21 protein-coding genes and 2 pseudogenes are annotated in these 25,339 nt (G+C 51.9%); 18 read left to right on the forward strand and 5 right to left on the reverse strand.

The genetic code is table 11. The features are described from left to right. Positions 1–21: 21 nt before the first annotated feature. The gene (locus ACFVTB_RS00815; RefSeq protein ID WP_387743730.1) at positions 22–885 is read left to right on the forward strand and encodes an undecaprenyl-diphosphate phosphatase; all 864 of its coding nucleotides are present in this window, start codon (positions 22–24) and stop codon (positions 883–885) included. Here the strand turns inward: ACFVTB_RS00815 and ACFVTB_RS00820 are convergent. Then, a complete protein-coding gene (locus ACFVTB_RS00820; protein WP_387743733.1) occupies positions 853–2,115 on the reverse strand; it encodes a voltage-gated chloride channel family protein in 1,263 nt (420 codons plus the stop codon). The two genes, ACFVTB_RS00815 and ACFVTB_RS00820, sit on opposite strands and share 33 nt — an antisense overlap. A gap of 212 nt (positions 2,116–2,327) precedes the next feature. Here ACFVTB_RS00820 and ACFVTB_RS00825 point away from each other — a divergent pair, with 212 nt between their 5' ends. The 6 genes from ACFVTB_RS00825 to ACFVTB_RS00850 all read left to right on the forward strand — a co-directional run bounded on the left by ACFVTB_RS00825 (position 2,328) and on the right by ACFVTB_RS00850 (position 8,809). Further along, positions 2,328–3,386 (forward strand): M42 family metallopeptidase, encoded by a 1,059-nt coding sequence (locus ACFVTB_RS00825; RefSeq protein ID WP_387743736.1) that lies wholly within the window; start codon positions 2,328–2,330, stop codon positions 3,384–3,386. 372 nt (positions 3,387–3,758) lie between these two features. Next, positions 3,759–5,120 carry a sensor histidine kinase gene (locus ACFVTB_RS00830; RefSeq protein ID WP_387743739.1) on the forward strand — a complete coding sequence of 454 codons (1,362 nt, stop codon included), beginning with the start codon at positions 3,759–3,761 and terminating at the stop codon, positions 5,118–5,120. Next, a complete protein-coding gene (locus tag ACFVTB_RS00835) occupies positions 5,086–5,715 on the forward strand; it encodes a response regulator (protein WP_387743741.1) in 630 nt (209 codons plus the stop codon). The genes ACFVTB_RS00830 and ACFVTB_RS00835 overlap by 35 nt, the downstream gene beginning before the upstream one ends. Positions 5,716–6,532: 817 nt before the next feature. Continuing rightward, positions 6,533–6,991 carry a thiol-disulfide oxidoreductase DCC family protein gene (locus ACFVTB_RS00840; protein ID WP_387743744.1) on the forward strand — a complete coding sequence of 153 codons (459 nt, stop codon included), beginning with the start codon at positions 6,533–6,535 and terminating at the stop codon, positions 6,989–6,991. Beyond that, a complete protein-coding gene (locus ACFVTB_RS00845; RefSeq protein WP_387743747.1) occupies positions 6,988–8,154 on the forward strand; it encodes a DoxX-like family protein in 1,167 nt (388 codons plus the stop codon). Before ACFVTB_RS00840 ends, ACFVTB_RS00845 begins: the two co-directional genes overlap by 4 nt. Then, on the forward strand, positions 8,138–8,809 hold the full coding sequence (locus ACFVTB_RS00850; protein WP_387743750.1) for a DUF4166 domain-containing protein: 672 nt from the start codon (positions 8,138–8,140) through the stop codon (positions 8,807–8,809). Before ACFVTB_RS00845 ends, ACFVTB_RS00850 begins: the two co-directional genes overlap by 17 nt. On the opposite strand, the gene ACFVTB_RS00855 is transcribed toward ACFVTB_RS00850, so the two are convergent. Continuing rightward, positions 8,736–9,089, reverse strand: coding sequence for a hypothetical protein (locus ACFVTB_RS00855; RefSeq protein WP_387743752.1), 354 nt, complete (start codon positions 9,087–9,089; stop codon positions 8,736–8,738). The two genes, ACFVTB_RS00850 and ACFVTB_RS00855, sit on opposite strands and share 74 nt — an antisense overlap. Before the next feature lie 164 nt (positions 9,090–9,253). On the opposite strand from ACFVTB_RS00855, the gene ACFVTB_RS00860 reads away from it, so the two are divergent. After that, positions 9,254–10,150 (forward strand): glycerophosphodiester phosphodiesterase, encoded by an 897-nt coding sequence (locus ACFVTB_RS00860; protein WP_387743755.1) that lies wholly within the window; start codon positions 9,254–9,256, stop codon positions 10,148–10,150. Between the two features lie 194 nt (positions 10,151–10,344). After that, entirely contained in the window at positions 10,345–11,586 is a 1,242-nt protein-coding gene (locus tag ACFVTB_RS00865) for an MFS transporter (RefSeq protein ID WP_387743758.1), read from the forward strand. 49 nt (positions 11,587–11,635) lie between these two features. Here the strand turns inward: ACFVTB_RS00865 and ACFVTB_RS00870 are convergent, their stop codons facing one another. Further along, positions 11,636–12,709, reverse strand: coding sequence for a ParB/RepB/Spo0J family partition protein (locus ACFVTB_RS00870; RefSeq protein WP_387743760.1), 1,074 nt, complete (start codon positions 12,707–12,709; stop codon positions 11,636–11,638). A 154-nt stretch (positions 12,710–12,863) separates the two neighbouring features. Here ACFVTB_RS00870 and ACFVTB_RS00875 point away from each other — a divergent pair, with 154 nt between their 5' ends. Further along, complete coding sequence (locus tag ACFVTB_RS00875) at positions 12,864–13,796, forward strand: M15 family metallopeptidase (RefSeq protein WP_387743763.1); 933 nt, start codon at positions 12,864–12,866, stop codon at positions 13,794–13,796. A gap of 318 nt (positions 13,797–14,114) precedes the next feature. Continuing rightward, entirely contained in the window at positions 14,115–15,284 is a 1,170-nt protein-coding gene (locus ACFVTB_RS00880; RefSeq protein WP_387743766.1) for a glucosaminidase domain-containing protein, read from the forward strand. On the opposite strand, the pseudogene ACFVTB_RS00885 reads toward ACFVTB_RS00880, so the two are convergent. Next, positions 15,256–16,158 (reverse strand): annotated as a pseudogene (locus ACFVTB_RS00885) (bifunctional 3-deoxy-7-phosphoheptulonate synthase/chorismate mutase); the annotation flags it as partial. The gene ACFVTB_RS00880 and the pseudogene ACFVTB_RS00885 sit on opposite strands and share 29 nt — an antisense overlap. A gap of 610 nt (positions 16,159–16,768) precedes the next feature. On the opposite strand from ACFVTB_RS00885, the gene ACFVTB_RS00890 reads away from it, so the two are divergent. Both ACFVTB_RS00890 and ACFVTB_RS00895 read left to right on the forward strand, forming a co-directional pair. Beyond that, a complete protein-coding gene (locus tag ACFVTB_RS00890; protein ID WP_387743769.1) occupies positions 16,769–17,743 on the forward strand; it encodes an EamA family transporter in 975 nt (324 codons plus the stop codon). A gap of 73 nt (positions 17,744–17,816) precedes the next feature. Next, the gene (locus ACFVTB_RS00895; RefSeq protein ID WP_387743772.1) at positions 17,817–18,119 is read left to right on the forward strand and encodes a DivIVA domain-containing protein; all 303 of its coding nucleotides are present in this window, start codon (positions 17,817–17,819) and stop codon (positions 18,117–18,119) included. 115 nt (positions 18,120–18,234) lie between these two features. Here ACFVTB_RS00895 and ACFVTB_RS00900 read toward each other — a convergent pair. After that, positions 18,235–18,817, reverse strand: a pseudogene (locus ACFVTB_RS00900) (ATP-dependent Clp protease proteolytic subunit). 154 nt (positions 18,818–18,971) lie between these two features. Between ACFVTB_RS00900 and ACFVTB_RS00905 the strand changes: the two are divergent. From ACFVTB_RS00905 to ACFVTB_RS00925, 5 genes are all read left to right on the forward strand, one after another. Next, complete coding sequence (locus tag ACFVTB_RS00905; protein ID WP_387743775.1) at positions 18,972–19,736, forward strand: RNA polymerase sigma factor; 765 nt, start codon at positions 18,972–18,974, stop codon at positions 19,734–19,736. Positions 19,737–19,784: 48 nt separating this feature from the next. Continuing rightward, positions 19,785–20,558 carry a Cof-type HAD-IIB family hydrolase gene (locus tag ACFVTB_RS00910; protein ID WP_387743778.1) on the forward strand — a complete coding sequence of 258 codons (774 nt, stop codon included), beginning with the start codon at positions 19,785–19,787 and terminating at the stop codon, positions 20,556–20,558. A 294-nt stretch (positions 20,559–20,852) separates the two neighbouring features. Continuing rightward, complete coding sequence (locus ACFVTB_RS00915; protein ID WP_387743782.1) at positions 20,853–22,550, forward strand: molecular chaperone HscC; 1,698 nt, start codon at positions 20,853–20,855, stop codon at positions 22,548–22,550. Between the two features lie 2 nt (positions 22,551–22,552). Beyond that, on the forward strand, positions 22,553–24,544 hold the full coding sequence (locus ACFVTB_RS00920; RefSeq protein WP_387744883.1) for a tetratricopeptide repeat protein: 1,992 nt from the start codon (positions 22,553–22,555) through the stop codon (positions 24,542–24,544). Positions 24,545–24,566: 22 nt separating this feature from the next. Further along, the gene (locus ACFVTB_RS00925; RefSeq protein WP_387743785.1) at positions 24,567–25,232 is read left to right on the forward strand and encodes a DUF1266 domain-containing protein; all 666 of its coding nucleotides are present in this window, start codon (positions 24,567–24,569) and stop codon (positions 25,230–25,232) included. Positions 25,233–25,339 lie beyond the last annotated feature (107 nt).

Here is a 25,339-nt window from a genome sequence, read left to right on the forward strand (position 1 = left end):
GAAAAAGGAGAACAGACAGCAATGGACTTTATTGAACTGTTAAAAGCGTTTATTCTCGGCATGGTCGAAGGATTGACCGAATTTGCGCCCGTATCATCGACGGGACACATGATTATCGTGGACGACATGTGGCTGAAATCAGAGGAATTTCTGACGAAGTATGTGGCGAATACGTTTAAGGTCGTCATTCAGCTAGGTTCGATTTTGGCCGTTGTCATCGTATTCCGCAATCGTTTCATCGAGCTGCTTGGTTTGAACAAATGGCTTAATCCTTCGAAGTATGCCGAGGATCAAGCGCTGGAGAAGCAGGGCGTGAAGCAAGGCCGCCTGAAGCTCGCACAAGTCATTGTCGGTCTTCTGCCGGCAGCCGTATTGGGGTTGTTGTTCGAGGATTACATTGACGATTACCTGTTCTCGACGGGTACCGTTCTGATCGGCCTCGTCATCGGTGCGCTCTTCCTGATTGCCGCCGACTTGTTCGGAGGGAAAAAGCCGAAAGTGGATAGCGTTGACCAAATTACGTACAAGCAGGCGCTATCGATCGGTTTCATTCAGTGCTTCTCGCTTTGGCCGGGCTTTTCCCGTTCCGGTTCCACCATTTCGGGGGGCGTTCTGCTCGGTTTAAGCCACCGGGCCGCGGCGGACTTTACGTTCATTATGGCCGTTCCAATTATGTTCGGGGCAAGCCTGCTGTCGCTCGTGAAAAACCTGGAATACTTTACTGCTGAGGCGCTTCCGTTCTTTATCGTCGGCTTTATTGCGGCGTTCGTTTTTGCGCTCGTATCGATCCGGTTCTTCTTGAAAATGATTAACCGCATTAAATTGATTCCGTTTGCGATCTATCGTCTTGTGCTAGCGGCTGTCGTTTACTTTGTCTTTTTCTAATTGCGACTGCGTGAGACGCGTAAATCGAGGCCGCTGGGATGCATAGATGCTTCCGCGGCCGGAGCATAAATAGGCGATTGAGCAGCCGACGGCCATGTAGAAGAGGCCTGCGCCGCTGAAACCAAACAGCTCGACGCCCATTATCAACGCGGCAAGCGGAGAGTTGGCGGCCGCTCCGAATACGGCAATGAGCCCGATACCGGCCAGCAGCGGGACGGAAGCAGAAAGAAAGCCCGCCAGCGCACTGCCTAACGTCGAGCCAATGACGAAGAGCGGCGTGACTTCGCCTCCTTGAAAGCCGGAGCCGAGCGTGACGACGGTCAGCAGCAGCTTGGCTAGCGAATCGTAGAGCGGAACAGATTGCTCAAAGCTTTGTTCCAGCAACGGAAGACTAAGTCCCGTATACGATCTCGATCCGAGCGCGTAGACAAGACCGATCACGACCAAGCCGCCAGTAAAGCTTTTGAGCGGCGCGTTTGGCACGAATTTCGTAAAAATAGCCTTCAGCCTGTGGAGCAGGACGGTAAACATGTTTGCCGCCAGCCCGAACAGGATGGAGGCTATTATTAGTTTAGCGAGAAGCAGCCAAGACAAGGCTGGCAGTTCCCCGAGCGAAAACGATCCGTGATGAACGCCCCAGGCAAGAACCGTATAGTGGCCCGCGAAGCTGGCGACGAGGCAAGGAAGGATTGCCCTGTAATGAAGAAAACCGAGCGCGGCAACCTCCAATCCGAAGATCGCTCCAGCCAGCGGCGTGCCGAACACCGAACCGAAGCCGCTGCTGATGCCGCACATTAACAAAATTCGGCGGTCCGCCTGATTCAGCTTGAAGCGGCTGCCGAACTGATCGGCTAAAGATCCGCCCATCTGAACGGCGGTTCCTTCACGACCTGCGGACCCGCCGAATAAATGCGTGACGATTGTGCCGAATAAGACGAGCGGCGCCATGCGCAAAGGAACATGGCCATTCCCGTCGTAAATGCGCTCCAGCAGCAAATTGTTGCCTTTGCTCGATGGTCCGCCGTATGCTTGATAGAGATAGCTGACAAGGGCGCCTCCGAACGGGAGCAGCCAAAGCAGCCAGCCGTTGGACTGCTGTGTGGCGCTTGCCCATTCCAGCAATGAAAGAAACAAAGCGGAAGCCGAGCCCGCCGCGACGCCAACGGCCAGTCCGAGCAGCAGCCATTTGATGCTATAAGCGACGGAGGCGCGAATAGGCGATAAATGCATAACAGATGTACCTCCCAATACGAGTGCTTGCCATTTCGATAAATCGATTGTACTTCATCCTTCGCCTGACTGTATAGATTCGGGCGCAAGGACCGGGACGCATATACGACGATAGGGTACAATAAAAGACAGAGCAAATGCGTTGAGGCGAAAGTTTGAAAGAAGACTTGGATGAATGAAGTAAAGACGAAAAAAGAAGGGGAGTCCGTGATATGAGTCAAAATACCCGACCGATAATCAATAAACCTTATGTGCTGGCTATTCTAAACCAGCTGTTGAACACGCCTAGCCCGAGCGGATATTGCATGCATGTGCTGAAGCTGATCGAAGCGGAAGCCGGCAGCTTGGGCTACCGCGTCGAGCGTTCGCCGAAAGGAAACGGAATGATTACAATATCGGGCTTGGAGGAAAGCTCCGGCTCGCTCGGAATAACCGCACACGTTGATACGCTCGGCGCGATGGTCCGGTCGATCAAGCCGAACGGCATGCTGCGCATTTCGCCGATCGGCGGATATGCGATGCATACGATAGAAGGAGAATACTGCCTCATTCATACGCGTGACGGCAAGCAATATGAAGGGACGGTGCTGTCGACGAAAGCGTCCGTTCACGTCTATCCGGACGCGAGAGAGTGGAAGCGGGAGGAAGCGAATATGGAAATCCGAATCGACGAGCATACTTCGTCGAAATCGGAGACGGAGGCGCTTGGCATCGCGCCGGGAGATATCGTTTCGTGGGATCCGCGCACGAGGATACTGCCGAACGGCTGGGTCAAATCCCGCCATTTGGACGATAAGGCCAGCGTCGCCGCTCTGTTCGGGCTGCTTGAGTGGATGAAGCGGGATCAGGTCCGTCCGCAGCGGACGATCAAAATCATTTTTTCCACCTATGAGGAAGTTGGACACGGGAACTCCTATATGCCGGCCGACATCGAGGAGTTGATTGCGGTCGATATGGGCGCGATTGGCGACGACCTGTCGACAACGGAAAAAGACGTATCAATTTGCGCAAAAGATTCGTCAGGTCCATACGATTACGAAATGACTTCAAAGCTGATCAGGCTTGCCAAGACAGCGGGCATTCCGCATGCGGTGGACATCTATCCGCAGTACGGTTCGGATGCGTCGGCGGCGCTGCGAGGAGGGAGCAACGTACGGGCGGCACTGATCGGCCCTGGCGTACACGCTTCGCACGGCATGGAGCGAACGCACGCCGATGCCATCGTCAATACAGCCGTGCTGCTGGCACACTATATAATTGATGAAAATTAATGTTTAACGATGTTAATTGAGTGGTAAACGTTTCTCATGTTTCCTCTTCTAAATACGGAACAAACTTAAAATCAGTGCTTGACTAAAAGGAGAGAGCAGCGAAGTGTCAAAGGGATTCTGGAGAAACGATAGTGGTTGCTTTTAAAGCAAAGTTCCTACCGCAAATATTTATCAAGTAAAGGAATCAGGCTTTAATGGCGATCGGAAGAACCCTCTGCCACAGCGCTTTCCCTCACTTAAAGTCCAGCACTGATTTCGGTTTTGAGTCCTAACTACGCAATCTTTTTAGCATTTTATATTTAAGACGGCTTTCAGGCTGTGCTACTATAGAGCTAGAAGAGATTCAGAATGAGGAGAAAAAGGCGGTAACGTATGTTTCTCTACTTTATAGCTTTAATGACGGCGGCGTTCGTTGTACTGCTTAGTCATATGCGAAGCGAGGCTAACCGCTGGGCGGCCTTTTTTCTAGCCATCGCGTCTTTAGGCGGATTGCCGTCACAGTTGGACAATCCTCAGTGGACGGTCGCGATTGAGACGGTCAATCATTTGCTGACGCCTTATGGCGTGCTTATATTCGCCGTTGTCTATTCAGAATTGACGGGCATCCGTACGAAAAGGGCGCTCAAAAGGCTTATGCTGCTCCCGGCGGCGATAACGGCGATAGTCGCAGTCTTTCACGAGCCGTACCGCATTTCTTACGTACTATTGCTTGCTTGGGCGGCGCCGTATTACTTAGCGGCCTGTTACTTGCTTATTCATTCATTGCTGAAAGAGCGGGATTTGGCCAAACGGCGAAGCCGCATGATGGTGACAGTTATTTGCGTGCCGACGCTGCTTGCCGTGCTTGTATTTATTAACATAGCGAATGTCGTAGCGCCGGACTTCGAATTTTTCCGTTACGTTTCGCTTTTTATTATTTACTCGCTTGCCGCCGCGCTATTGGGCGTATTCGCTTATGGAGTGCTTGGCGTCAAGCTTCGGTTTGAGCGGGATTCGCTGGACGGCGCAATGAAAGCGGCTAGCATGGGAACGAGACTGCTTAACCACTCGATCAAAAACGAAGTCGCCAAAATCGCCGTCAGCGCCGAAAATTTGCGTCACACCGCGAATGGTCTTGACGAGCAAGCCAGGCGGCAGCTCGACATCATTGCTGGCGCATCCGATCATATGCTGACAATGGTCAATCGCATGCACGGGCAAATGAAAGATATTCAGCTGCAAAAGCGGCTTGTTCGGCTCGATCTGCTGATTGACCGCTGCATGGGACAGCATCAGCCGCTATTTGAGCAAGCCGGTGTTAGGGCCGAGATTCAGCTTTCGGAGCCAATTGAAATCGAATGCGATCCCGTTCACTTAAGCGAGGCGTTCGGCAATCTGATTCTGAACGCGATTGAGGCGATGCCTAACGGAGGCAGCTTGACGGTTACGCTGCAGCAAACGAAAAAAATTTGCTCGGCCACATTTGCTGACACTGGGGAGGGTGTTGAGCCTTCCCACTTGCCAAGCGTATTCGACCCGTTCTTTAGCACGAAAAACCGCAGAGGCAACTTCGGTCTCGGATTGTCGTACGTGTACAATGTCATGCGCAAGAGCGGCGGCACAGCGGAAATGAACAGCGTAAAAGGGCAGGGCGCAACGGTCATTCTGCGATTCCCTGCGGGCAACACGCCAGTTGGCGCAGAGGAGGGGATCGAGGAGGATGAACGCAAATCCGATAAGAGTCATGTTGGTTGAGGATGACGAGGACTGGATAGCGGCGATGACCGACTTTTTAAATCGCGAACCGGATATGAGCGTCGTCGGTTCGGCTGCGAGTGGACCGGAAGCCTTGCGGACAGCCGAGTCGCTTGTGTTCGATGTCGCCTTGCTCGATATACATTTGGGCGATGGCAGTTTAGACGGCATTAATGCGGCTATCGAGCTTCAGGAGCTTCGGCCCGACGCCAAGCTGATCATGCTGAGCTCCGTCGGCGAGTCGGAAGTGATGACTCGCGCTTTTACCGCTGGCGCCGTCAATTATATAGAAAAGACTGATTTTCGCGAGCTGCCTCACGCCATTCGCCACGCCGTGCTTCATCCGAAAGCAATGGATGCGCTGCTGAAGGAATTCGGACGGCTCAAACGGGAAGAGCAATTGAAAGAGCTTACGGTGGCGGAGCGTGAGGTGTACGATTTACTGGAGGAAGGGATGACCGGTTCGCAAATCGAGAAAAAGCTGTTTAAAGCGGAAAGTACACTGAAAAACCAAGTAAACCGAATGCTGAAAAAGCTGGGCGTCCGCAGCAGCAAAGAAGCGGTCCGCAAAGTGAAGCGGAAAGGGCTGCTTTGAATGTTGTTTGCGAAAGCGCCTTGTAGGAGCTTGTGAAAGCTATAAGTGCTGTAAGTGCTGTAAGTGCTGTAAGTGCTGTAAGAAGCTGTGAGAGCTATGAGACCTTCTTGTTTGAGATGAGGCTGAATAAGCTTCTATTTAGAAATAGTGAATAAACTCACAATATTGCAGCCGACTAGCCCTCTTTGCAAATTGAGGTTGGCCTTGGCCTTAGTTCACTCCGTTATTGGCCCTTTGTTACGGCAAATAACTGTAAGGTCCAATTAAAATAACTGCCTTTTTGCAGTTATTTTAATTGGAAAAGTCATAAATTCAGGAAATAAATGCAAAATGGACGTTATTGGCTCGGGAATAGCTTGAATCAGCTATTAGAGTTCGAAATAACTGCAATAAAGCAGTTATTGTACTGCTGGAACTCGATTCTTTAGGAAATAAATGCAAAATGGCAGTTATTTAGCGGAAAGATGCTTTCTTAAGGAGAGCTTGCTCTCTGGGAGCCTGCGATTGCGTGTGAGTGCGAAGGGTATATAGATAGTGATAGTTGTAGTTGTAAAAAGCGGTAGAAGTCACAGCTAAACGAAGGGCAGTTGCACTGCCTAACTTGAATAGCGAGTAGCTCGGCATTTAGACTGAGTACGCCATCTTTGCGTTAATTAATGCGCATTTAAGAGATTATCCTAAATAGGCTGATATGTTTTCCAATGTAAGACACTGCGATTTGTTTCGCAGTGTCTTTTTGCTGTTCGGTACTATAAAAGTTAGGACTGCCCGCAGCAGCCGGGCGAGGCTATGATGGTGGCATAAGGAGTGAGGCCACATGGCGATGACCGAAAAAGGCTCAAGTTGCCCGGTTCGGCCTGTTGTACTGCTTTTTGACGGCGAATGCGCAATGTGCGGCGGAATCGCAGGCTTTGTTCGCAAGCGGGACAGGAGCGAAACATTTGCTTTCCAATCGCTGCGTACTGAGGAGGGACGCCGTTTACTGGAAGCGCTCGGTATTGAAAAGGACGATTGCGATACGTTTGTGATGATACGAGGCGGCAAGTATTGGCTGAAATCGGATGCTGCACTGCAGGTGATGCGGGAGCTTGGCAGAGGATGGTCACTGCTTTATACAGCTAAAATAGTGCCCAAAAGGGTGCGAGATTTCTTCTACGACCGAATCGCAGAGAGAAGATATAAATGGTTCGGGCGTGTTGCCGCAGAGACTGCTTGTACGCTGCCGACTAATGGCAAGGTGAAACAGTCCACTGTCAAGGAAGGAGCGAGGAAATGAAACGAAAGCCAATTTATGTGGAAACGTTAATTGATACCGATATGGAGACGCTCTGGCGATATACGCAATCGCCGGAACTGCATGAGCAGTGGGATTTGCGTTTTACGAGCATCCAATATTGCTCGGAGGAAGAAGTGTACGAATCCTCACAAAAAGAGGTGCAGCGTTCGGCTAGTGAAGCAAGCGATCAACCGATTAACGAAGCGCAGCATGGGTTAGGCGAAAAAAACCGTCCTACAGAAGGCGATGCGCAGTCTCCGGCTAGCCAGGCGCAGCACTCTTTGGACCCAAAAGCCCGTCCCACAGAAAGCCCTACGCCAATTCCGAACCATGAAGAACCGGCGGCTGCAGGCAAGACGCAGCGTTTCCTTTACCGCACTCGCATCGGCTTCGGCATTGAAGTAAAAGGGGAAGGACGATGCCGGGCAAACAAAGAAAGAGCGGACGGCAGCCGATTGTCTGTACTAGAGTTCAGTTCCGATCAGTCGATTTCCCTGATCCGGACGGGCGGCGGCTATTGGAGCTATCGGCAGACAGACAACGGTATAGCCTTCTCCACCCGCTATGATTATCAGACTCGTTTCGGCCGACTGGGGGCCCTAATAGACCGGCTGTTGTTCCGTCCATTTTTCGGTTATGCCACGGCATGGAGCTTCGATGCGCTCAAGCTGTGGCTGGAACGGGAAATATCGCCCGCCATCAGCATCCGGCGAACCGTCTATCATTGGACAGCCGTATTGCTCCTCGCTTTTCTATGGCTCTACCAAGGGGTTGTACCGAAACTGGTCGCCTCTCATACGGGCGAGCTTGAGTTGATCGCCTCGATGGGATGGCTCACAGGCCAAGAGGAGAAGGCGTTGATGCTGCTTGGTATAATGGAAGTCGCTTTAGCGATTGCGACGGTTGTCTGGCATCGGCGGCCAGTTTTATATCGTACGCAAAGCGCGCTGTTGATCGCGCTGGCAGGCATTGCGATTACGGCAGAGCCGTCCTTATTGCTGCAGCCCTTTAGTCCGGTCGTCGTGACAGCAGCCATGCTCGGCTTGTGTTTCTATGGAGGCGCTACACTGCATTTGCTTCCTCAAGCGTCCCGCTGTCACCGCACACCGCAAAACTCGCGAAAAAGTAAAAAAGGAGGCGTCTCCAATGCACTCCATCTATGAGCAAGCGCTAGGCGCTAACTTCCACAAGCTGCATCCGCGTATTCAGGAACGGTTCGGCTTCTCCAGCCGGGACCGCGTAGCCTCAATCGGTTCCGGTAAGATGGACTCAATCTGGTATAACAAGCTGGCCGTTCTGCCGCTGCTGCTCGGAACCAATCGCCATATTATGTTTCCTCAAGGGGGGAAGCAGATCCCATTTACAATTGAAAATTATGCTTTTCTGGACGGTTACGGACGTGAAACAGTCAGCTGGATTCGTTCTTTCCGCTTTCCCGGCAAGCTGCGGCGGTTCGACGCTACGATGATTTACAGCCGTGAGAGAAGCAGAATTGTCGACTACATGGGCAACAAGCAGCATTTGGCGGTTGACTTGGACCTTTCCGTTACGGAAAACGGCGGCATTCGTATCCGTTCCGGCGACCAGCGCTTCTACGAAGGCTTGATTCAATTTCGGTTTCCGCGCCGTTTGACGGGGATGGCGGATGTATGCGAATGGTATGACGACACTACGGAGCGTTACCGGATTTCGGTCGCTGTTACGAATCCGCTGCTGGGCAATATTTTCCGATATGAAGGAAGCTTTACGGTCGAATGGAGGGCAACCAGGACTGTTCCTCTCGACGTTCGCCCGCTTCGGGAAGAGCGAAGGGAGTAGAGGAGATGGGAATGGCATGATGCGCCGATCCCTCACTTTTCCTTTTCACGATGCGGATTGTATTCCTCGACAGGAGCGGCAATTGTTGAATACGGTGCGTATACTTAAGCGATTGGCGAACTATCGCGGGGAGCAGCATGCTGCCAGCCATGGCGGCCGCGTAAGAATGCATCGAAAATTTGACCATATGGAAAACGGCGGTGCTTGCAATGAAATCAAGCATAACCGTTTTTTTTATTTCGGACATCGGAATGACGATAAAAATATACTTCCGTTTCATCGACATAATTGCCTCCTTGCGCGCAAAAGATACTGTTGTTAATGTATTGGTCTCCGTTTTTGTCCCATTCGATTTATTTTCGCTAGGAGGTCCGAATAAAGTTCCGGATTGCTTGGCAGCACGAAGGGACGGGGCGGGCCGACAAGCACGGGAGGAACGACGCAATGCGCACAATGATTGCTACTTTGCTGCGGCGTTTTGGTTTTCGCGCTGTTACGGCTGCAGTTGCGGCGTTTGTTCTACTGTCGCTGACGGGCAATCCGCTCTCGCACTACGCATTCTCCGCAGCATCGGGGCACGTGGCGACGGTTGCCCATCGAGGGGCTTCCGGTTACGCGCCGGAGCATACGTTGTCGGCCTATCGGATGGGCATCGCGTCGGGAGCCGACTATATCGAAATCGATGTGCAGCTTACGAAAGACGGCGAACTAATCGCGATGCACGACGATACCGTCGACAGAACGACGGACGGTCAGGGCGAAGTTGCCCTTATGACGGTTTCTGACTTAAAAAAGCTCGACGCAGGCTCCTGGTTCAACAATAAGCATCCCAACTATGCAAAAACCGAATTTGCAGAAGAAACGATACCGACGCTGCGCGAGGTATTCGAAACGTTCGGGGGCTCGACCCGATATATGCTGGAGACGAAAGCAACACAATCCGCTCTCGGGCTTGAGGAGAAGCTGGTTGGGCTCATCGCGGAATACGGATTAAACGAACGTGTCGCCGTCCAGTCGTTCAGCAGCGGCAGTCTTAGGCAAATTCGACGGTTGAACGGAGATATCGAGCTCCACCAACTGCTGTGGTACAACACCCCTGCCTTCATAAGCCGCAAAGCGATCAAAGAAATTGGCGAGTATGCCGACGGTATCGGCCTTAATTATCAGCAAATCAATCCAGCCTATATTCGCAAAATGAAATCGAAGGGGCTTGCGGTTTTCGCTTATACCGTTAATTACTCCGAAAATATGGAAAAGGCTATGCACTGGGGAGTCGACGGTATTCATACCGACTATCCAGACAGGTTGAGCAAGCTGATTCACAAAAATACACTATCCTGATAAGCCCTCTGGTACTGTCGTTGCACACAGCGAACTGTACCAAAGGGCTTTCTTTATAGTCTCTATGGGACTACATAAGATAGGAAGCTCCAGGGAACGTTAGGAAAAAGGTTCAAATTGTGTAGAGCCATTCTGGTTACGATTTTGAGCAGGAAAGGAAATAAATATAAGTGCAGCGAACGGGAGGGAAAGGCATGAGCGAGTCGTCGGTGATCGAGCTGTTTCAAAATCCGAAGCATCGGAAGCTGCTGCTTAGCGCTGGCTTAAGCTGGCTGTTCGATGCGATGGACGTGGGCTTAGTCTCTTTTATCGTAGCGGCGCTAAGCGTAGATTGGGGGCTTGGTGCGGAGCAAGTCGGTTTGTTGACGGCAACCAATTCGGTCGGCATGGCGTTCGGTGCTGCCGCAGCCGGAGCGCTGGCAGACCAGTACGGACGACGCGCCGTCCTGCTGTGGACGCTGTTGTTGTTCTCGGTTGCGAGCGGGCTGTCTGCGCTTGCTACCAGCTTTACGCTTCTGTGTATCCTGCGGTTCGTCGCGGGCTTCGGACTGGGAGGCGAGCTTCCGGTCGCTTCGACTCTGGTGTCCGAGTCGGTTCCGGCGAAGGACAGAGGAAGGGCCATTGTGCTGCTTGAAAGCTTTTGGGCGGGAGGCTGGATACTCGCCGCCTTGATTGCCTATTTCGTCATTCCAGCGTTTGGCTGGAGAATGGCATTCGCCATTGGGGCATTGCCTGCTTTATATGCGATTTATTTGCGCCGAGCAATCGAGGACTCGCCGCGTTATGTCGCGCAGAGAGGAACAAAGCCAAGTTTCAAAGAGCGGGTCGCTTCCGTATGGTCGGCTCCGTATCGGCGGTCGACGATCACACTATGGATTTTATGGTTCACTGTCGTCTTTTCGTATTACGGCATGTTTCTGTGGCTGCCGACCGTTATGGTGCTGAAAGGTTTCGGACTCGTTAAAAGCTTTCAGTATGTCTTTATCATTACGCTGGCCCAATTGCCCGGTTATTTTACGGCTGCGTATTTCATCGAGAAGTTCGGCCGCAAATTTGTGCTTGTTTCCTATTTGCTTATGACAGCGGTCAGCGCCATCTGGTTTGGCAACGCCGGTACGGAAGGGATGCTGTTGGCAGCCGGTATCGCGCTATCGTTTTTTAACCTCGGAGCTTGGGGAGCCATGTATGCCTATACGCCGGAGCTGTATCCGACCGCCGTTCGATCGACGGGAGTAGGCTTCGCTGCCGCATTCGGCCGTGTCGGAGGCGTGATCGGCCCCTATCTGGTCGGCATGATGGTCGCCAGAGGAGTCGCTCTCGCGACTGTTTTCATTGTGTTCTTTATCGCCATTGTGGTAGGAGCGTTTACCGTATGGCGGTTTGGCCTTGAGACGAAGGGGATCGATCCGGACGCGCCTCGCGCCGCTAACAATTAAAAAACGGTACGCCAGCTCGTATAGAGCCGGCACACCGTTTTATTTAGTACTAGGAAGTCGAGGCGGCGCTTTCCGCCGTAAGCTTTTGCTTCATTGCTGTCCAATCGTCAACCTGACTGTGCAACCGAGCCAGCAGGTTGTCCAACTCGTTCAAAAAAGCGGAACGATCGGCTTCGTTTTGAAACGACGATCGCAGCGAGTCGATCATGGCCGGATCGAGCGGGGCTGCAGAAGCGACCAGCGCTGCCAGCCGCTGCAAAGCGATTTCCGCGGGAGGAGGCGCGGACGGGGAATTCGCCGCATGGTCAACGCTGGAGGCTTGCTTCCCTTCGTCAGCGGGGCGGGCCTCTTCGGCTGCTGCCCGAGGCGCGGGTTTCGGCTTCGGTTCGGCTGCCTTTTCTTTTTCTTTCTCTTTGCGGTTATGCTGGATCGTAAAATACGTTTCCAGCAGGGCAGGGCCGTTTTTGTACAGCAGCTTGTCCTTCGTGGATGCGGACAGCTCCTTGTCTTTGAATAGCTTGGCGATTTTTTTGACATCGCTGACTGGCATTTCGTCTCTTGCCACGATAAGCGCGAGCGGATCGCGATGCTCCATCGGCAAATCCTTCAGCGGCAGCAGCTGATCCTCCGTCAGCTTGTCCTTGCGAATTTCCGTACCGCTGACGATCAATTTTTTGACCGCGTTGCTGAATTGAAGCAACTCCAGCTTATTTTTAATATAGGATTCGGGCTTGCCGAGCTTGCTGGATAAAAATTTCACAGAGCTGCTGAATTTCGGGTCGTGAAGCAGCTTGTGAAACGCTTCGGCCTCCTCGATCGGAGAAAAGCCTTCGCGCGTCAAGTTTTCCGCGATTTGCTCCAAGTAAATTTCCATTTCGTCCGTCGCGTTCGAGACGATGCACGGAATCGTCTTGCGGCCCAGCTTCATGCATGCTTTATAGCGCCGGTTGCCGTAAATGATTTTATATCGCCCGCCGTCCGTCGTTCTTACTTTTATGGGCGAAAGCAGTCCAAGCTCATCTATGCTGTTCATAAGCTCTTGAAGCGCGGCTTCGTCAAATTGATATCTCGGCTGATCCGTATCTTCTTCAATTAAATGAGCCGCGATTTCGATAATATCCAAGACAAATCCTCCTTTTCTTCCGTATCGGCGGCCGCACGAGCCGCCTTTCCAAACACTGGCTAACCTATTATAGCATGAGAAGGAAACCGTTGTTCACCGTGACCGTCCCCTGAAAAAATGCTAAAGTAGACAAGGGACAGGAAAGGAGAAGCGGATGAACGACTTAATAAAAATAAAATGGGCCGCCGCGCTGATCGCATTTGCCATTACGGCCGCAGGCTGTTCGGCTGGGCAGACGGATCAGGCGTCAAGCGGCAATTCACAGGAAGATGCCATACTTGCCACTCCCATCGTTCCTCAGACCTCGGAGCTGCCTGCCCCCGACAGCGGGGAGCATGCTGAGCAGCCGGATGATGATCGGGATGAGCCGCAGGAGAACGATCCCGCAACAGCAACAGAAATGCCTAGCGTCCCGTCCGATCAACCGGCAGACCCTGCCGAGACGGATGAGAAGCCTGCGGTTACTAAACAGCGGCAGCTGCCGAAAGGCTTTGTATATGTAGACGAAATTATCCCGTCGATTGAGACGGAGCTTCGCTATTTTACCGATAATAACTTTACGGGTGAAGCTGTTGACGGGTATAAGGCTCCAATCGCGATTTTATCGGAAAAAGCGGCTCTCGCCCTTAAGAAAGCAAGCGTGGAGCTGGAGGAGAAGGGCTATCGTTTCAAAATTTACGATAGTTATCGGCCGGCGAAGGCGGTTAAGCAGTTTGTGAGCTGGTCCAAAGCAAGCGGCGGCGAAGAACGGAAAGAAGATTATTATCCCAATATCGAGAAAGAGCTGCTGTTCAAAAAGGGCTATATCTCGTCGCGGTCCGGTCATTCTCGCGGAAGCACGGTCGATCTGTCTATCGTTCATGCGGATACGGGCGAAGACGTCGATATGGGCAGCGGCTTTGACATGCTCGATCCGATCTCGAACGAAGGCACTTCGCTTATTACGAAGGAGCAGGCGGCAAATCGCAAGCTGCTGAAGGATACGATGGTCAAATACGGCTTTAAGCCTTACAGCAAGGAATGGTGGCATTTTACGCTGGAAAACGAACCGTTTCCGAAAACGTACTTCGATTTCGATATCGAGTAACGGTCAACACGCGGATATGAATTAAAATTTTCTAATGATTTTAATAAACCGACATTGACGCATTTTGTTAGAAGATTGCCGGAGATAGACTCTTTGGCTCGGCACTCCCGACGGGGTGCCGATTTTTTTTCGGACGATCCTATTAGTGGACTCTACTATAGAAGTAGAGGACGCGGCTCTTTTCGGTTAAAAAAACTCATATTGCGCTTTTCTCGACATTTATAGCTGATTTAGGGCACGCAATGTTTGACACGCTTTTCAAAATCGCATGTGTACAATCTATCCATATCGCAAGTCGATGAAGGGAGAGATGGACGCATGCGAAACCATTGGAGCCGCAAGGCTTTTGTGTTTATTCTTTGCGCGGCATTGCTCATAACTTTGGGGATGAAATTCGATAATCGTAACGATAGAACGAACACATCTGCATTGGCAGCACCGGCGACGCTAGTTGAGCAGCAGGAGGAGTTGCTGCCCGCCGATGATTCGGAAGCTTTATTAACGGGATTAATAGAAAGGCAGTCAGAAGCGACGCTCAAGGAGCTAAACGAAAGATCCGTACATATAGCCGGTTTCTCCGGCTCGGAAAGTGCGTCAGACGAAGGTTCTTACACGGAACCAACGGGGACTGATGAAGGACTTGAATCGGATTCGGGATTGGAGGAAAGCAGCCCGGCGCCAGAACTCAAACCGGAAGTTATCGCTTATCGGGTTACCGCTCATTATTTGAATGTGAGGTCGGAGCCCAACGCCGATTCCGGCATTTTGGAGGTCGCGGAGCAGAATGACGTGCTGCAAGTGGCGGAGGCGCTTGCCAACGGTTGGCTAAAGTTGAAGGATAAAGGTTTTGTGCACGGCAAGTATGCGGTTCCGACAGTACCGCCTGGCCCGTCGTCTGATGCGGCGCAGCCCACACAAAATGCAGCTGCGGCATCAGTCAATTCCGGCGATCAACAAAACCCGCCTGCAGAGCGAGCGGATATTCCGGATGCATTGACGCTGCAAGATTTTATCGATCGGATGCCCGACCAGCCGCCTGCTTCGGAGGAGCCGGTTAAACCTACAGGCGATATAAGCAGCGATTCCGGCCTGACTCGCGAACATGTTGCGGCTATTCTGAAAAATACGGCGCTTGCTGGACATGGTCTGGAAGAAGCTATTCTCGATGTTGAAGAGGAATATGGCATTAACGCTTATTTTACGATCGCCGTCATGAAGCTGGAAAGCGGCAATGGCAAAAGCAAGCTGGCCCGAAACAAAAACAATTTGTTCGGGCTGAACGCGACGGGCAGCAATGCGCACGCCCGGGCGTTCAGCTTCGAAACAAAAGGGGACAGCGTCCGGAAGTTCGGACAGCTTCTCGAGAAAAATTATGTCAAGAAAGGCTATACAACCGTTCCGAAGGTGGCCAAAAAATATTGTCCGGCCAACCCGGATTGGGCGGGACTCGTATTGAAAATTATGAAATCGGATTATAAGAAGCTGTAGCCAGTTCTGCGGCTGGCCGCAGCAGCCCGGAGCGCTGCACTTCATCATGGAAGCGGCGGAACTCTTCAAGGTTAAGCTGCTGGGCCGCATCGGACAGCGCCACGGCAGGGTCCGGATGCACCTCGACCATAACGCCGTCAGCACCGGCCGCCAGCGCCGCTTTGGCGCAAGGCGCCATAATTTCTTTGCGTCCCGTTGAATGAGTGACGTCGACCAGTACCGGCAGGTGCGTCTCCAGCTTGAGCAGCGGAACGGCCGAAATATCGAGCGTATTGCGAGTCGCACGCTCGTAAGTACGGATGCCGCGTTCGATCAGCATAACCTGCTTGTTGCCGCCGTACAAAATGTATTCCGCCGCATGCAGGAACTCATCCAGCGTAGCTGCCAAGCCGCGCTTGAGCAGCACGGGCGTCGAAAGCTTTCCAGCTTGCTTCAGCAGCTCGAAGTTATGCATGTTTCGCGCGCCGATTTGAATGACATCGATATAGTCGCCCGCCAATTCCAAGTGGGCAGGATCGACGATTTCGCTAATCGTTTTCAGCCCGAATTCATCTGCGACCTCTTTCAATATTTTCAGACCGTCAAGGCCCAGCCCTTGGAAATCATAAGGGGAGGTGCGAGGTTTGAACGCGCCGCCGCGCAGCACGCCGACGCCGGCCTGCTTCAATGCCGCAGCTACCTCGCGCACTTGCTCGTAGCTTTCGACCGAGCAGGGACCAGCTACCATAACGGGAGTGCCGCCGCCAATATTGGTGTCTCCCAGTTTAATTTCCGTATTTTCTTTTTGTTTTCCCCGGCTGACCAGCAAATGATCGTAACCCATCGCAATCGCTCCTTTTTTTGTACAATGCACTCGCATTGTTTGTTTCGTATTCCCGCAACATAAAAAAGACTCCTCATCCGCAAAGGGACGAGAAGTCGTGGTACCACCCTAATTAGACCGGCCAGTCTCGAGCTCTAAGACGGATGCCAATCTCACTTTGACTCTTTAACGCAGAGGTTACGGGAAGCCCTAACGCCGCATGGGCGATCAAGTTCCGGCTCTGGAGTGAACTTCGGCGGATCATGGCACTCGGCGGCTCTCAGTCGGTGGCGCGCCGTTCCTGTCAGTCATAAAATCCGCTTACTCTCTCCTTCGCTGCCTGTCAATGCTATTCGAATAACGATTGATTAAGGAGCATTGTATACGAACCATTCCGAATGCTGCAAGTTCTCGCTTTAACGCATTGACGCTTTAATTTTTCGATTCGAATAATGGGCTGAAATGGGATTGACACTAGCTTACCCGTCATGTAATATATGTCCTGTTGTTCAATTGCATATGGTTGATTTCGTATAGCCTCGCATATCGAAAAGCTCGAAGGGCGAGGGTTCTACAGGAAGCCTTAACTTCCTAACTGCGAATATAGAGTACTGTCCGCTGCTGATAGTCATTATATTCATGGTTAGGTTTTTTTGCGTTAGCAGATTGAGGAGGAGACAGCATGAAATACTGGATTTCCGTATTGGCGGGTGCGATGAGCTACGGCATTTTGTCTACAATCGTTGTGCATGCCTATGATCGGGGTTATAAGCTTGGAGAGGTGACCGGCAGCCAGCTGCTGTGCGGTTTTTTGCTGGCGTGGCTGTTCGCGGGCTTCGTCCGGCTGAGAGAGAGTAAACGGAAACGCGGAACTGTTACGACCGCGACGGATCCGCAAGTCAAAGGAAATGACCGCGAAAGACAGGCGAAGCTGAGCTGGAAGCAAAAGCTGCTGCTTATGCTCGCTGGCACGCCGATCGCGATAACAGGTCTTTTATATTATAAGTCGTTGAATTATATACCCGCTTCGCTGGCCATTATTATGCTGTTCCAATTCACCTGGATTGGCGTCGTCCTGCAGTCGGCATTTACGCGCAAGCGTCCTGGCGCTTCGGTACTGCTGTCGCTGGCTGTCTTGCTGGGCGGTACGGGGCTCGCGGCAGGTGTACTCGAGTCGAACGGCACTGTGTTCCATCCGGTTGGCATGGGCTTGGGCTTATTATCGGCCATCAGCTACTCGCTGATGATTATGTTCAGCGGCAAAGCGGTTCCGCAAGCGAATCCGGCTTACCGCAGCGCGTGGATGAGCACCGGGGCAGTCCTATTCTTGTTCATCGTGTTCCCCCCGCACTTTTTACTAAACGGACTGTTATGGGAGGGTCTCGTGTGGTTCGGCCTGCTGCTCGGCTTTTTCGGCGCTTTTATTCCGCCACTGCTTTATGCATACGGCATTCCTCATATCGGAGAAGGGATGGCAAGCATTCTCGGCGCGGTAGAGCTCCCAGTAGCCGTCTTGCTGTCTTCATTCGTGCTGCATGAGAACGTATCGGGCCTGCAATGGTTCGGCGTTTTGCTGGTGCTGTTCGGCATCGCCATTCCGGAGCTGCTGAAGCTGAGAAAGCGGGACCGGGGCGTTCCCATTGGCAAAACGGCTTAAAACAAAGTATGATAGAAGAATAAGCGACAATTTTTTCGTTTTCATTTCGACAGGTTTTTGAAAGGGGCAGCACATGAGCGAATTATCGAATTACGGCATTACGCTAAACGCAAATACGGTACACAGCAAGCAATTCGGCAAAAAATTGCGAGGCTACGATCCCGACGAGGTCGACGATTTCCTCGATGACATTATAAAGGATTATGCCCGCATGCAGGATTTGGTGCATAAGTACGAGGCGGATTTGGCGGCCATTCATATGGAGCTGCTGAAAAACAAGGAGTCTTACGATCAATTTATGATTAAGCGCCGCATTGAAGATCTCGAAATGCGCGTATTCGGCGAGAAAAGAGAATTGCTGCGTCCGCGAGTTTAACCGGAAGCATGCAGACAAGAAAACGGCGGCGTCAAGGCAATCAGCCTGGCGCCGCCGTTTTTTTTTGCGTGCAGTTTAGTTATATCATTGTCTCGTGAATACCAGCAGCGGTTGATTACAGCTTCGTAATCACCTTGTCGATAATGCCGTATGCAAGCGCTTCTTCAGATGACATGAAGTAATCGCGGTCGGAATCCTTCGCAATCCGTTCGACCGGCTGGCCGGTGCGCTCGGCGGCGATCCGGTTCAAGCGCTCGCGCGTATCGAGAATGCGTTTGGCGCTGATCGCAATGTCCGAAGCTTGGCCTCTCGTTCCTCCATGCGGCTTGAATCATAATTTCGCTGTTGGGGAGCGCATATCGGTGGCCTTTTTCGCCGGCAAGCAGTAAAATAGCGGCATAGGATGCGGCGAAGCCGAGGCATACTGTATGCACGGCAGGGGCGATGTATTGCATCGTATCGTAGATGGCAAAGCCCGCTGTCGTCGATCCGCCCGGACTGTTAATATAAAGCGTAATCGGTTTCTCGGGATCTTCCGCCGTCAGAAACAGCAGCTGGGCAATAATGCTGTTGGCGCTTTGATCGTCAATTTCGGTGCCTAGAAAGACAATGCGGTCCTTGAGCAGGCGGGAATAAATGTCGTAGGAGCGTTCGCCTTGTTTCGTCTGTTCCACCACATAGGGAATAAAATTGGTCATCTGTGAAAAACCTCCCGTATCCGTTGTTGGTTGTTACGCCAAGTAAACGAATGCGAAAGGCTGCAGGATACGCGGCGTGGGTAAATATTTTTTTTCGTAAAAATCGTATCTTTTGCCGATGCTTATTCGTTGAATAAAAAAGGAGGGATGCGCGTTGACGCCGACATTGAAACGTTCGCAGCCAGCTTCCGAAAAGTTCGAGGAAAGGGAAGCGAGATTGCATAAGGCCGTTCGCGCTTATTGTTTGCGTCTCACCGGCTCGGAGTGGGAAGCGGACGACTTGGCTCAGGATACATGGATAAAATCGCGTCCGAAGCTTAGTTTCGAGGGGCAGGGGCATCCTAATGCGGAAGCCTTCATGTATCGGATTGCGAAAAACAGCTGGATTGACTGGCGAAGAAGAGAAAGCCGGCTAACACGGTTACCGGATCGGATGGACCTGGAGGCGGACGCGTTCCGCGTTGACGGCATTGCAAATATCGAAGCGATGTTCCAGTCGCTGCTGCGGCATCTATCCCGGCAGCAGTTGGCCTCTTTTCTACTGCGGGATCTATTCGGCTATACGACAGAGGAAACGTCGGAGAAGCTCGCCATAACGCCGGGCGCGGTGAAAGCAGCGTTATTTCGGGCGCGAAAGTCGCTTGCCGAGGTCAGGCAGGAGCTGCTCCGCGAAGAGCAGCCTCGGCAAATAGAAGAGGCTAAGGCGACGGTGCGCGCGCTCGCTTCCGCTTATCAGGCGGCCGATATTGAAGGCTTGTTACGGATGCTGGACACACGAGCGGACGACGCGACGGCAGCGGCAGCTATTGCGCAGACGGCACTTATTGGCCGTCCAGCAATGCAAACGGCTCAAGAAGCGGGAACGGTTTACGCCGGCGGAGGCGGTACGCCAAGCCTTATGATGCTATGGGTCGCTTAATATATGGTATAATGGCGTTATCCTTGGACGATGAAATGGAGAACGCCAATGCCTAGAAAACTTATTTTCTTCGATATTGACGGCACGCTGCTCGACCACGAGAAGCAAATCCCGCCCTCGACGAGGCAAGCTGTCGAACAGCTGAAGGAGGCGGGGCATGAGCTGATCATTGCAACCGGCAGAGGTCCTTTTATGAGCCGCGATATTATGGATTCGCTTGGTATAGCCTCTTCGATCAGCTTCAACGGCTCTTACGTCGTCTACAAAGGCGAAGTGCTTCATAGCCTTACGCTTGACCCGGATCGCCTTCACGAGCTTGCGGTAGCTGCTGTAGCCAACCGTCATCCAATCGTTTATATGGCGCCGGACGGAATGCGCACAAGCGACTCGGATAACGCTTACGAGTCGACCGCAAGCGAGAACGAGATGATTCGTCTGCCTGCAAAGGACGGCGATTATTATAAAGGCCGTGACATTTTTCAATGCCTGTTATGCTGCACGGAAGAGCATGAGCACTATTACAAAGAGCGTTTCCCGGAGTTCGTGTATAATCGGTGGCATCGTTACGGAAGCGATATCATCCCGCCGGGCGGATCGAAAGCGAGGGGCATACAAGCGGTTATCGAGAAAGCCGGCTTTCGGCAGGAAGACGTTTACGCGTTCGGCGACGGTTTGAACGATATCGAAATGCTCGAGTATGTGCATCACAGCGTTGCCATGGGCAATGCGCCGGATGTCGTCAAGCAGGCCGCAAAGTACGTGACTCGCGACGTAACCGATGACGGCATTTGGCACGGGTTGCGCTTGGTCGGATTACTTTAAGTCTACGCCATAACGGGTTCCCCTAAGAGGTGCAGAGTAGGGGATTTAAAAATGACATTCAAACTGACAACAGTTTGGATGTCATTTTTTTCTTTACACACAAGATTACTGGTTGATGTTTCTTGATCACTATTAATCTCTGATAGAGGCCAATCGAGTGAAAATTGCGGTTTTTCATAGATAGATAAGTTCAAGTAGTTGTTACAAATGATAAAGATTTACAGACGGTTTGCCGATAAATAGATTCGTGACAGGCACGAAAACAAAATATATGACAAAGCGGAGAGAATTTTTATGACCATGATAGGGATTGATTTAGGGACTTCGAATAGTCTCGTGGCGTATTGGACCGACAATGGGCCGGCTATTATTCCGAACGTACTGGGCGAACGACTCACTCCATCGGTCATTAGCATCGATGAGAATGGCGATATTCTGGTCGGGCAGATTGCCAAAGAACGGCTGATTACGCATCCCGACCGGTCAGTGGCTGTCTTTAAGCGCTATATGGGAACGGAGAAAGTGTTCCGTCTGGCTCAACATGCCTTTACGCCGGAGGAGTTGTCCTCGTTTGTGATCAAGTCGCTCAAGGCCGATGCGGAAGCTTTCTTCGGGGAAGAAGTGACCGAGGCGGTCATCAGCGTACCGGCTTATTTCAATGATACCCAGCGGAAGGCGACAAAGCAGGCGGCGGAAATTGCAGGACTGAAGGTCGAGCGGCTGATCAGTGAGCCGACGGCGGCGGCAATTGCGTACGGGCTGCATCAGGAGCAGTCGGATACGAAGTTTCTCGTCTTCGACCTGGGAGGCGGTACGTTCGATGTGTCGATCCTGGAGTTTTTCGAAGGGGTGATGGAGGTCAAATCCATCGCTGGAGACAACTATCTGGGCGGGGAGGATTTCACCAATCAACTGGTCTCCTATTTTACCGAAACCCATGGCATCGATATCCAGGAACTCGATTATAAGGCGCGTTCGGCGCTCTTCAAGCAAGCGGAGCTGTGCAAGAGGGCTCTGGGCACAGAGACTGTCGGACACATGAGCTTTACGGAAGGAGACAAGCAGGCGGAATTAAGTGTGGACCGGCAACAATTCGAGAAAATTTGCAGTCAGCTTATGCTCCGTTTGCGTCATCCGATTGAGCGGGCCTTGCGGGATGCCTCACTGGCGCCTTCGGAATTGGATGCCATTATTCTAGTCGGCGGTGCTACACGAATGCCGATCATCAAGTCGGTCGTGAGCAAGATGCTAGGACGACTGCCTTTCTCGCAGATTAATCCCGATGAGGCGGTGGCATTGGGAGCGGCTATCCAAGTCGCGCTCAAGGAACGAAATGAGGCGCTGAGGGAAGTGGTGCTGACCGATGTATGTCCCTATACACTCGGGATAGAAACAGTCAAAAAGATCGGGGACCGTTATGAAGACGGCCATTACAGTCCGATTATTGAGCGAAATACACCGATTCCGGTCAGCAAGGTCGAGCGTTTCTACACGGTCAGTGACCAACAAACAAAAATATCTGTTGAGGTCTTCCAGGGAGAGAGCCGCCGGGTTGAGAATAATATCCGCATTGGAGGATTCGTGGTTGAGGTGCCGCCTGATTTGGCCGGCAACCAGCCGATCGATGTAAGGTACACCTATGATATCAATGGCATTCTGGAAGTCGAGGTAACCACGGTCACCACAGGGGAAAAAATGAAGCAGATTATCGAGAAAAATCCGGGCGTGCTAAGCCCGGCAGAGATCGAGGCCCGTCTGCTGGAGCTGAGAGATATCAAAATTCATCCTCGTGAGAGGACGGAAAACCGGCTGCTGGTTGCCAAGGGGGAACGGTTGTACGAGGAAGCGCTCGGAGAGAAGAGGGACCAAATCGGATTTTACCTGAGCCAGTTCGAACAAGCGCTGGCGACGCAAAACGAGCGGGTGATCCAAAAAGCCGCTTCCGAATTCAAGAAACAGCTGCTGCACTTCGAGAGGTGGCTTGATTACTAGTGATGATATGGGAACGGCTCGCTATTGAGCCTACGCAGGATGAGAAACAAATAAAACGAGCCTATGCTCGACAGCTTAAGCACCATCATCCCGAGGATGATCCGCAGGGCTACCAGCAGTTAAGGGAGGCTTACGACGAAGCGCTTAGACTTGCCAAGCAGTCTCAGCGCCAGGAATCCGGTGATGGCTGGCTCGATGATGGCACGGACCAGGATAACAATAGGTATGAAGATACGGACGAGCAGGAGGAAGAACTGCATATTCCGAGGCTTATATTAACGGAACAGGGCGACGAGCAGGAGGAAGAGTCACACACTCCAAGGCTGGTCGTATGGGAACAGCAAGGCGACTTTGCGCCTGACAAACACCCGGTGGACCGTTTCATGAAGCAAGCGGAGGCGGTGTACCAAGATTATTTCGCGCGCATCGACGTGAAACGCTGGACGGAGCTGTTGAGTTCTGATTTGATCTGGAATGTGGAGCACAGGGAATTGCTTAGCAGGCGGCTGATTCATTTCTTGCAGGATCATGACCAGCTGCCGTCTGAAGTGTGGAGGATACTGGATAGCAATTTCAACTGGCGGGAACGGATTAGCGAGGATATGGCCTTCGCCGAACCGTTAACGGAAGAGTTTATCAAACACCTGACTATTCAAGTCAGGTCGCCGGGGCTTAGATTTCCTTTCTTTGACTCAGAGGACAAGGTGGACTACGATGCTTTTCTGCGACTGCGCGAATTGGCTTTACAGGCGCTCCTGGAGGACGAGCTGGAGGCTGCGGAAGAGTATCTGGATGAAGCGTACTCTATCTATTCTAAAGATCCGGATCTTCTTCGGCTTCAGGCGGAGTATTACGAGCGTACGGGAAACTTTGATCTTGCGCTCGATGCCTGCACCCAGCTCATTGCCGGGTATCCGGATGAGATGGACGGGTACCTGTACCGGGCGCGAATCTGGTATAAGCAGGACCTTTATGACGAGGCGGTCCGGGAGTGCCAATTTATTTTGTCCCGGATGCCGGAGAACACGGCTATTCGCTGCCTGCTCGCTCAGAGCTACATGAAGCTGGGGTATACGGAGCAGGCTATCCTTTGCCTAGAGCAGGTGCTTGAAAGCAACCCGTATGATATGACAGCGGTTGTTCTTCTGGCAGAATGCCGGAAGAAGCGGACCCAAGCCATACGCAAGCAGCGGGACCCTGGACTGGAGCCGGAGCTGCGAAAGCTTAGAGAGCAGTTGGACTACAGCGGGGGTAAGAAAGAAAGATGGAGGATCGTCTATCTGGTTGCGCCGAAGATCAGGCTTGCCGTTTGTCTGATCCTGATCATCGGGATGCATCTGATGATGAATCATTCTTTTTTCCAAAATACAGGCTATACAGTATGGGAAGGGGTTAAGAAACAAGTCAGGGGGCAAATGACCGAAAACGTAGCTACTGATCCCCAAGATCAGTTGAAGGCAGGAAACCACCTTGATCCATTCACGCTCACCAAGGCTTCGGCCCTTGGTTTATACGAGTACAGGAGAAAGGACGGGCAGGGAGTCGAGCGGATGGAGTTTGACTCCTATCAGTCCCTGCATAAGAAGGGGATCAAGGTAGGCGAGGAAACTCCTACCGGATGGTTTTATGTCGGGTTTCGCGGTGATGAGGGTGTTGTTGTCGTGGTGGATGCCGAGCAGGCCGTCGAGTTAAATAAAGAGAAGAACGGACAGATGACAGCCGAGCTCACTGGCCGGGTGCGGGACGCCACCTCCGAGCAATTACAAGAGCTTGTTCAGGAGGTGTTTGAAATTAGAAGGCTTGCCAGATACAGAGATCTGCCCCTAATCAAAGATATATATATCGATGCGCGCATCGTGGATATAGAGGAATCGGAGAGCGAGGAAATGAATGTGGATGCTATGCTGCTTTTTTTCATGGTTATCCTGCTCCCGATGCTGTACTTGCATTTCATCTATGGACTCCTCGTTGTCTACAGAGCGGCCAGATTTTGATATAGAGGTGGAGGGACAACGGATGGCTGATAATGAGCAGCGCAAAAAACGGGATCGTTATGCGCGTGCGTTATCCATACTATGCTTCAGCGGTGAAAGTATATATCGGGCTGCACTAGAGAATAGACCGATTCGCAAGGCATGGTATCGCAGTATTCTTGAAACACGTACGAGTAAGCCAATCGAGGACGCAGCAAGTCTGAAGCATGCCTTGGAAGGGTTCAGTACTAAAGGAAACAGGTATGGCTTTAACCACTGGACCCGGATGCTATCTTCGTCCTCAGAAGCTGAGCGTGCGAGCTACATGAAATCGCACACTGAAGGGGAAGAGCTTACCATTAAGCTGCACATCGTTAATCATTATTTAAGAAGTCTTCCAGCAGGAGGCATCGCTGCATTTGATTATGCTTGGGGGGCTTGTTTTTGCCTGGCAGGATTGGCATTAGGGTATCTCACCCGCGAGGAATATGATGCTTATCTGCTGCAGTTTGCGGCGAGCGCTCAAAGGGACTACAAGGATTGGGGTGAATACGTCATAGGATTTGCCGCCGGCACTCAATACGTGAACCGGGATCTTTCATTTTCTTATATGCAAGAGAATAAAGTCGTCCTCACGCAGCTGCTCACTTCCAGACATAGCCCTTTTCAGAAGGTAAGCTGGAACCTGAACCTAGGGCAGGAGGAGTAGGCAATGGGAAAAATTCAAAGCTATTGAGCGATGTCATAGCTCGCTCAAAGATAGCGAAATAGAAGCGTTGGCCTCAGAGCCAACGCTTTTTTGACTTTCGCAGCGTT

Source organism: Paenibacillus sp. NPDC058071 (assembly GCF_042885235.1).
Lineage (GTDB): Bacteria > Bacillota > Bacilli > Paenibacillales > Paenibacillaceae > Pristimantibacillus.

What these genes read in the sequence shown, in the direction of transcription:
- ACFVTB_RS00815 (WP_387743730.1), top strand. Translation starts at nt 22, where the DNA reads ATGGACTTTATTGAACTGTTAAAAGCGTTTATTCTCGGCATGGTCGAA.
- ACFVTB_RS00820 (WP_387743733.1), bottom strand. Translation starts at nt 2,115, where the DNA reads ATGCATTTATCGCCTATTCGCGCCTCCGTCGCTTATAGCATCAAATGG.
- ACFVTB_RS00825 (WP_387743736.1), top strand. Translation starts at nt 2,328, where the DNA reads ATGAGTCAAAATACCCGACCGATAATCAATAAACCTTATGTGCTGGCT.
- ACFVTB_RS00830 (WP_387743739.1), top strand. Translation starts at nt 3,759, where the DNA reads ATGTTTCTCTACTTTATAGCTTTAATGACGGCGGCGTTCGTTGTACTG.
- ACFVTB_RS00835 (WP_387743741.1), top strand. Translation starts at nt 5,086, where the DNA reads ATGAACGCAAATCCGATAAGAGTCATGTTGGTTGAGGATGACGAGGAC.
- ACFVTB_RS00840 (WP_387743744.1), top strand. Translation starts at nt 6,533, where the DNA reads ATGGCGATGACCGAAAAAGGCTCAAGTTGCCCGGTTCGGCCTGTTGTA.
- ACFVTB_RS00845 (WP_387743747.1), top strand. Translation starts at nt 6,988, where the DNA reads ATGAAACGAAAGCCAATTTATGTGGAAACGTTAATTGATACCGATATG.
- ACFVTB_RS00850 (WP_387743750.1), top strand. Translation starts at nt 8,138, where the DNA reads ATGCACTCCATCTATGAGCAAGCGCTAGGCGCTAACTTCCACAAGCTG.
- ACFVTB_RS00855 (WP_387743752.1), bottom strand. Translation starts at nt 9,089, where the DNA reads ATGAAACGGAAGTATATTTTTATCGTCATTCCGATGTCCGAAATAAAA.
- ACFVTB_RS00860 (WP_387743755.1), top strand. Translation starts at nt 9,254, where the DNA reads ATGCGCACAATGATTGCTACTTTGCTGCGGCGTTTTGGTTTTCGCGCT.
- ACFVTB_RS00865 (WP_387743758.1), top strand. Translation starts at nt 10,345, where the DNA reads ATGAGCGAGTCGTCGGTGATCGAGCTGTTTCAAAATCCGAAGCATCGG.
- ACFVTB_RS00875 (WP_387743763.1), top strand. Translation starts at nt 12,864, where the DNA reads ATGAACGACTTAATAAAAATAAAATGGGCCGCCGCGCTGATCGCATTT.
- ACFVTB_RS00880 (WP_387743766.1), top strand. Translation starts at nt 14,115, where the DNA reads ATGCGAAACCATTGGAGCCGCAAGGCTTTTGTGTTTATTCTTTGCGCG.
- ACFVTB_RS00890 (WP_387743769.1), top strand. Translation starts at nt 16,769, where the DNA reads ATGAAATACTGGATTTCCGTATTGGCGGGTGCGATGAGCTACGGCATT.
- ACFVTB_RS00895 (WP_387743772.1), top strand. Translation starts at nt 17,817, where the DNA reads ATGAGCGAATTATCGAATTACGGCATTACGCTAAACGCAAATACGGTA.
- ACFVTB_RS00910 (WP_387743778.1), top strand. Translation starts at nt 19,785, where the DNA reads ATGCCTAGAAAACTTATTTTCTTCGATATTGACGGCACGCTGCTCGAC.
- ACFVTB_RS00915 (WP_387743782.1), top strand. Translation starts at nt 20,853, where the DNA reads ATGACCATGATAGGGATTGATTTAGGGACTTCGAATAGTCTCGTGGCG.
- ACFVTB_RS00920 (WP_387744883.1), top strand. Translation starts at nt 22,553, where the DNA reads ATGATATGGGAACGGCTCGCTATTGAGCCTACGCAGGATGAGAAACAA.
- ACFVTB_RS00925 (WP_387743785.1), top strand. Translation starts at nt 24,567, where the DNA reads ATGGCTGATAATGAGCAGCGCAAAAAACGGGATCGTTATGCGCGTGCG.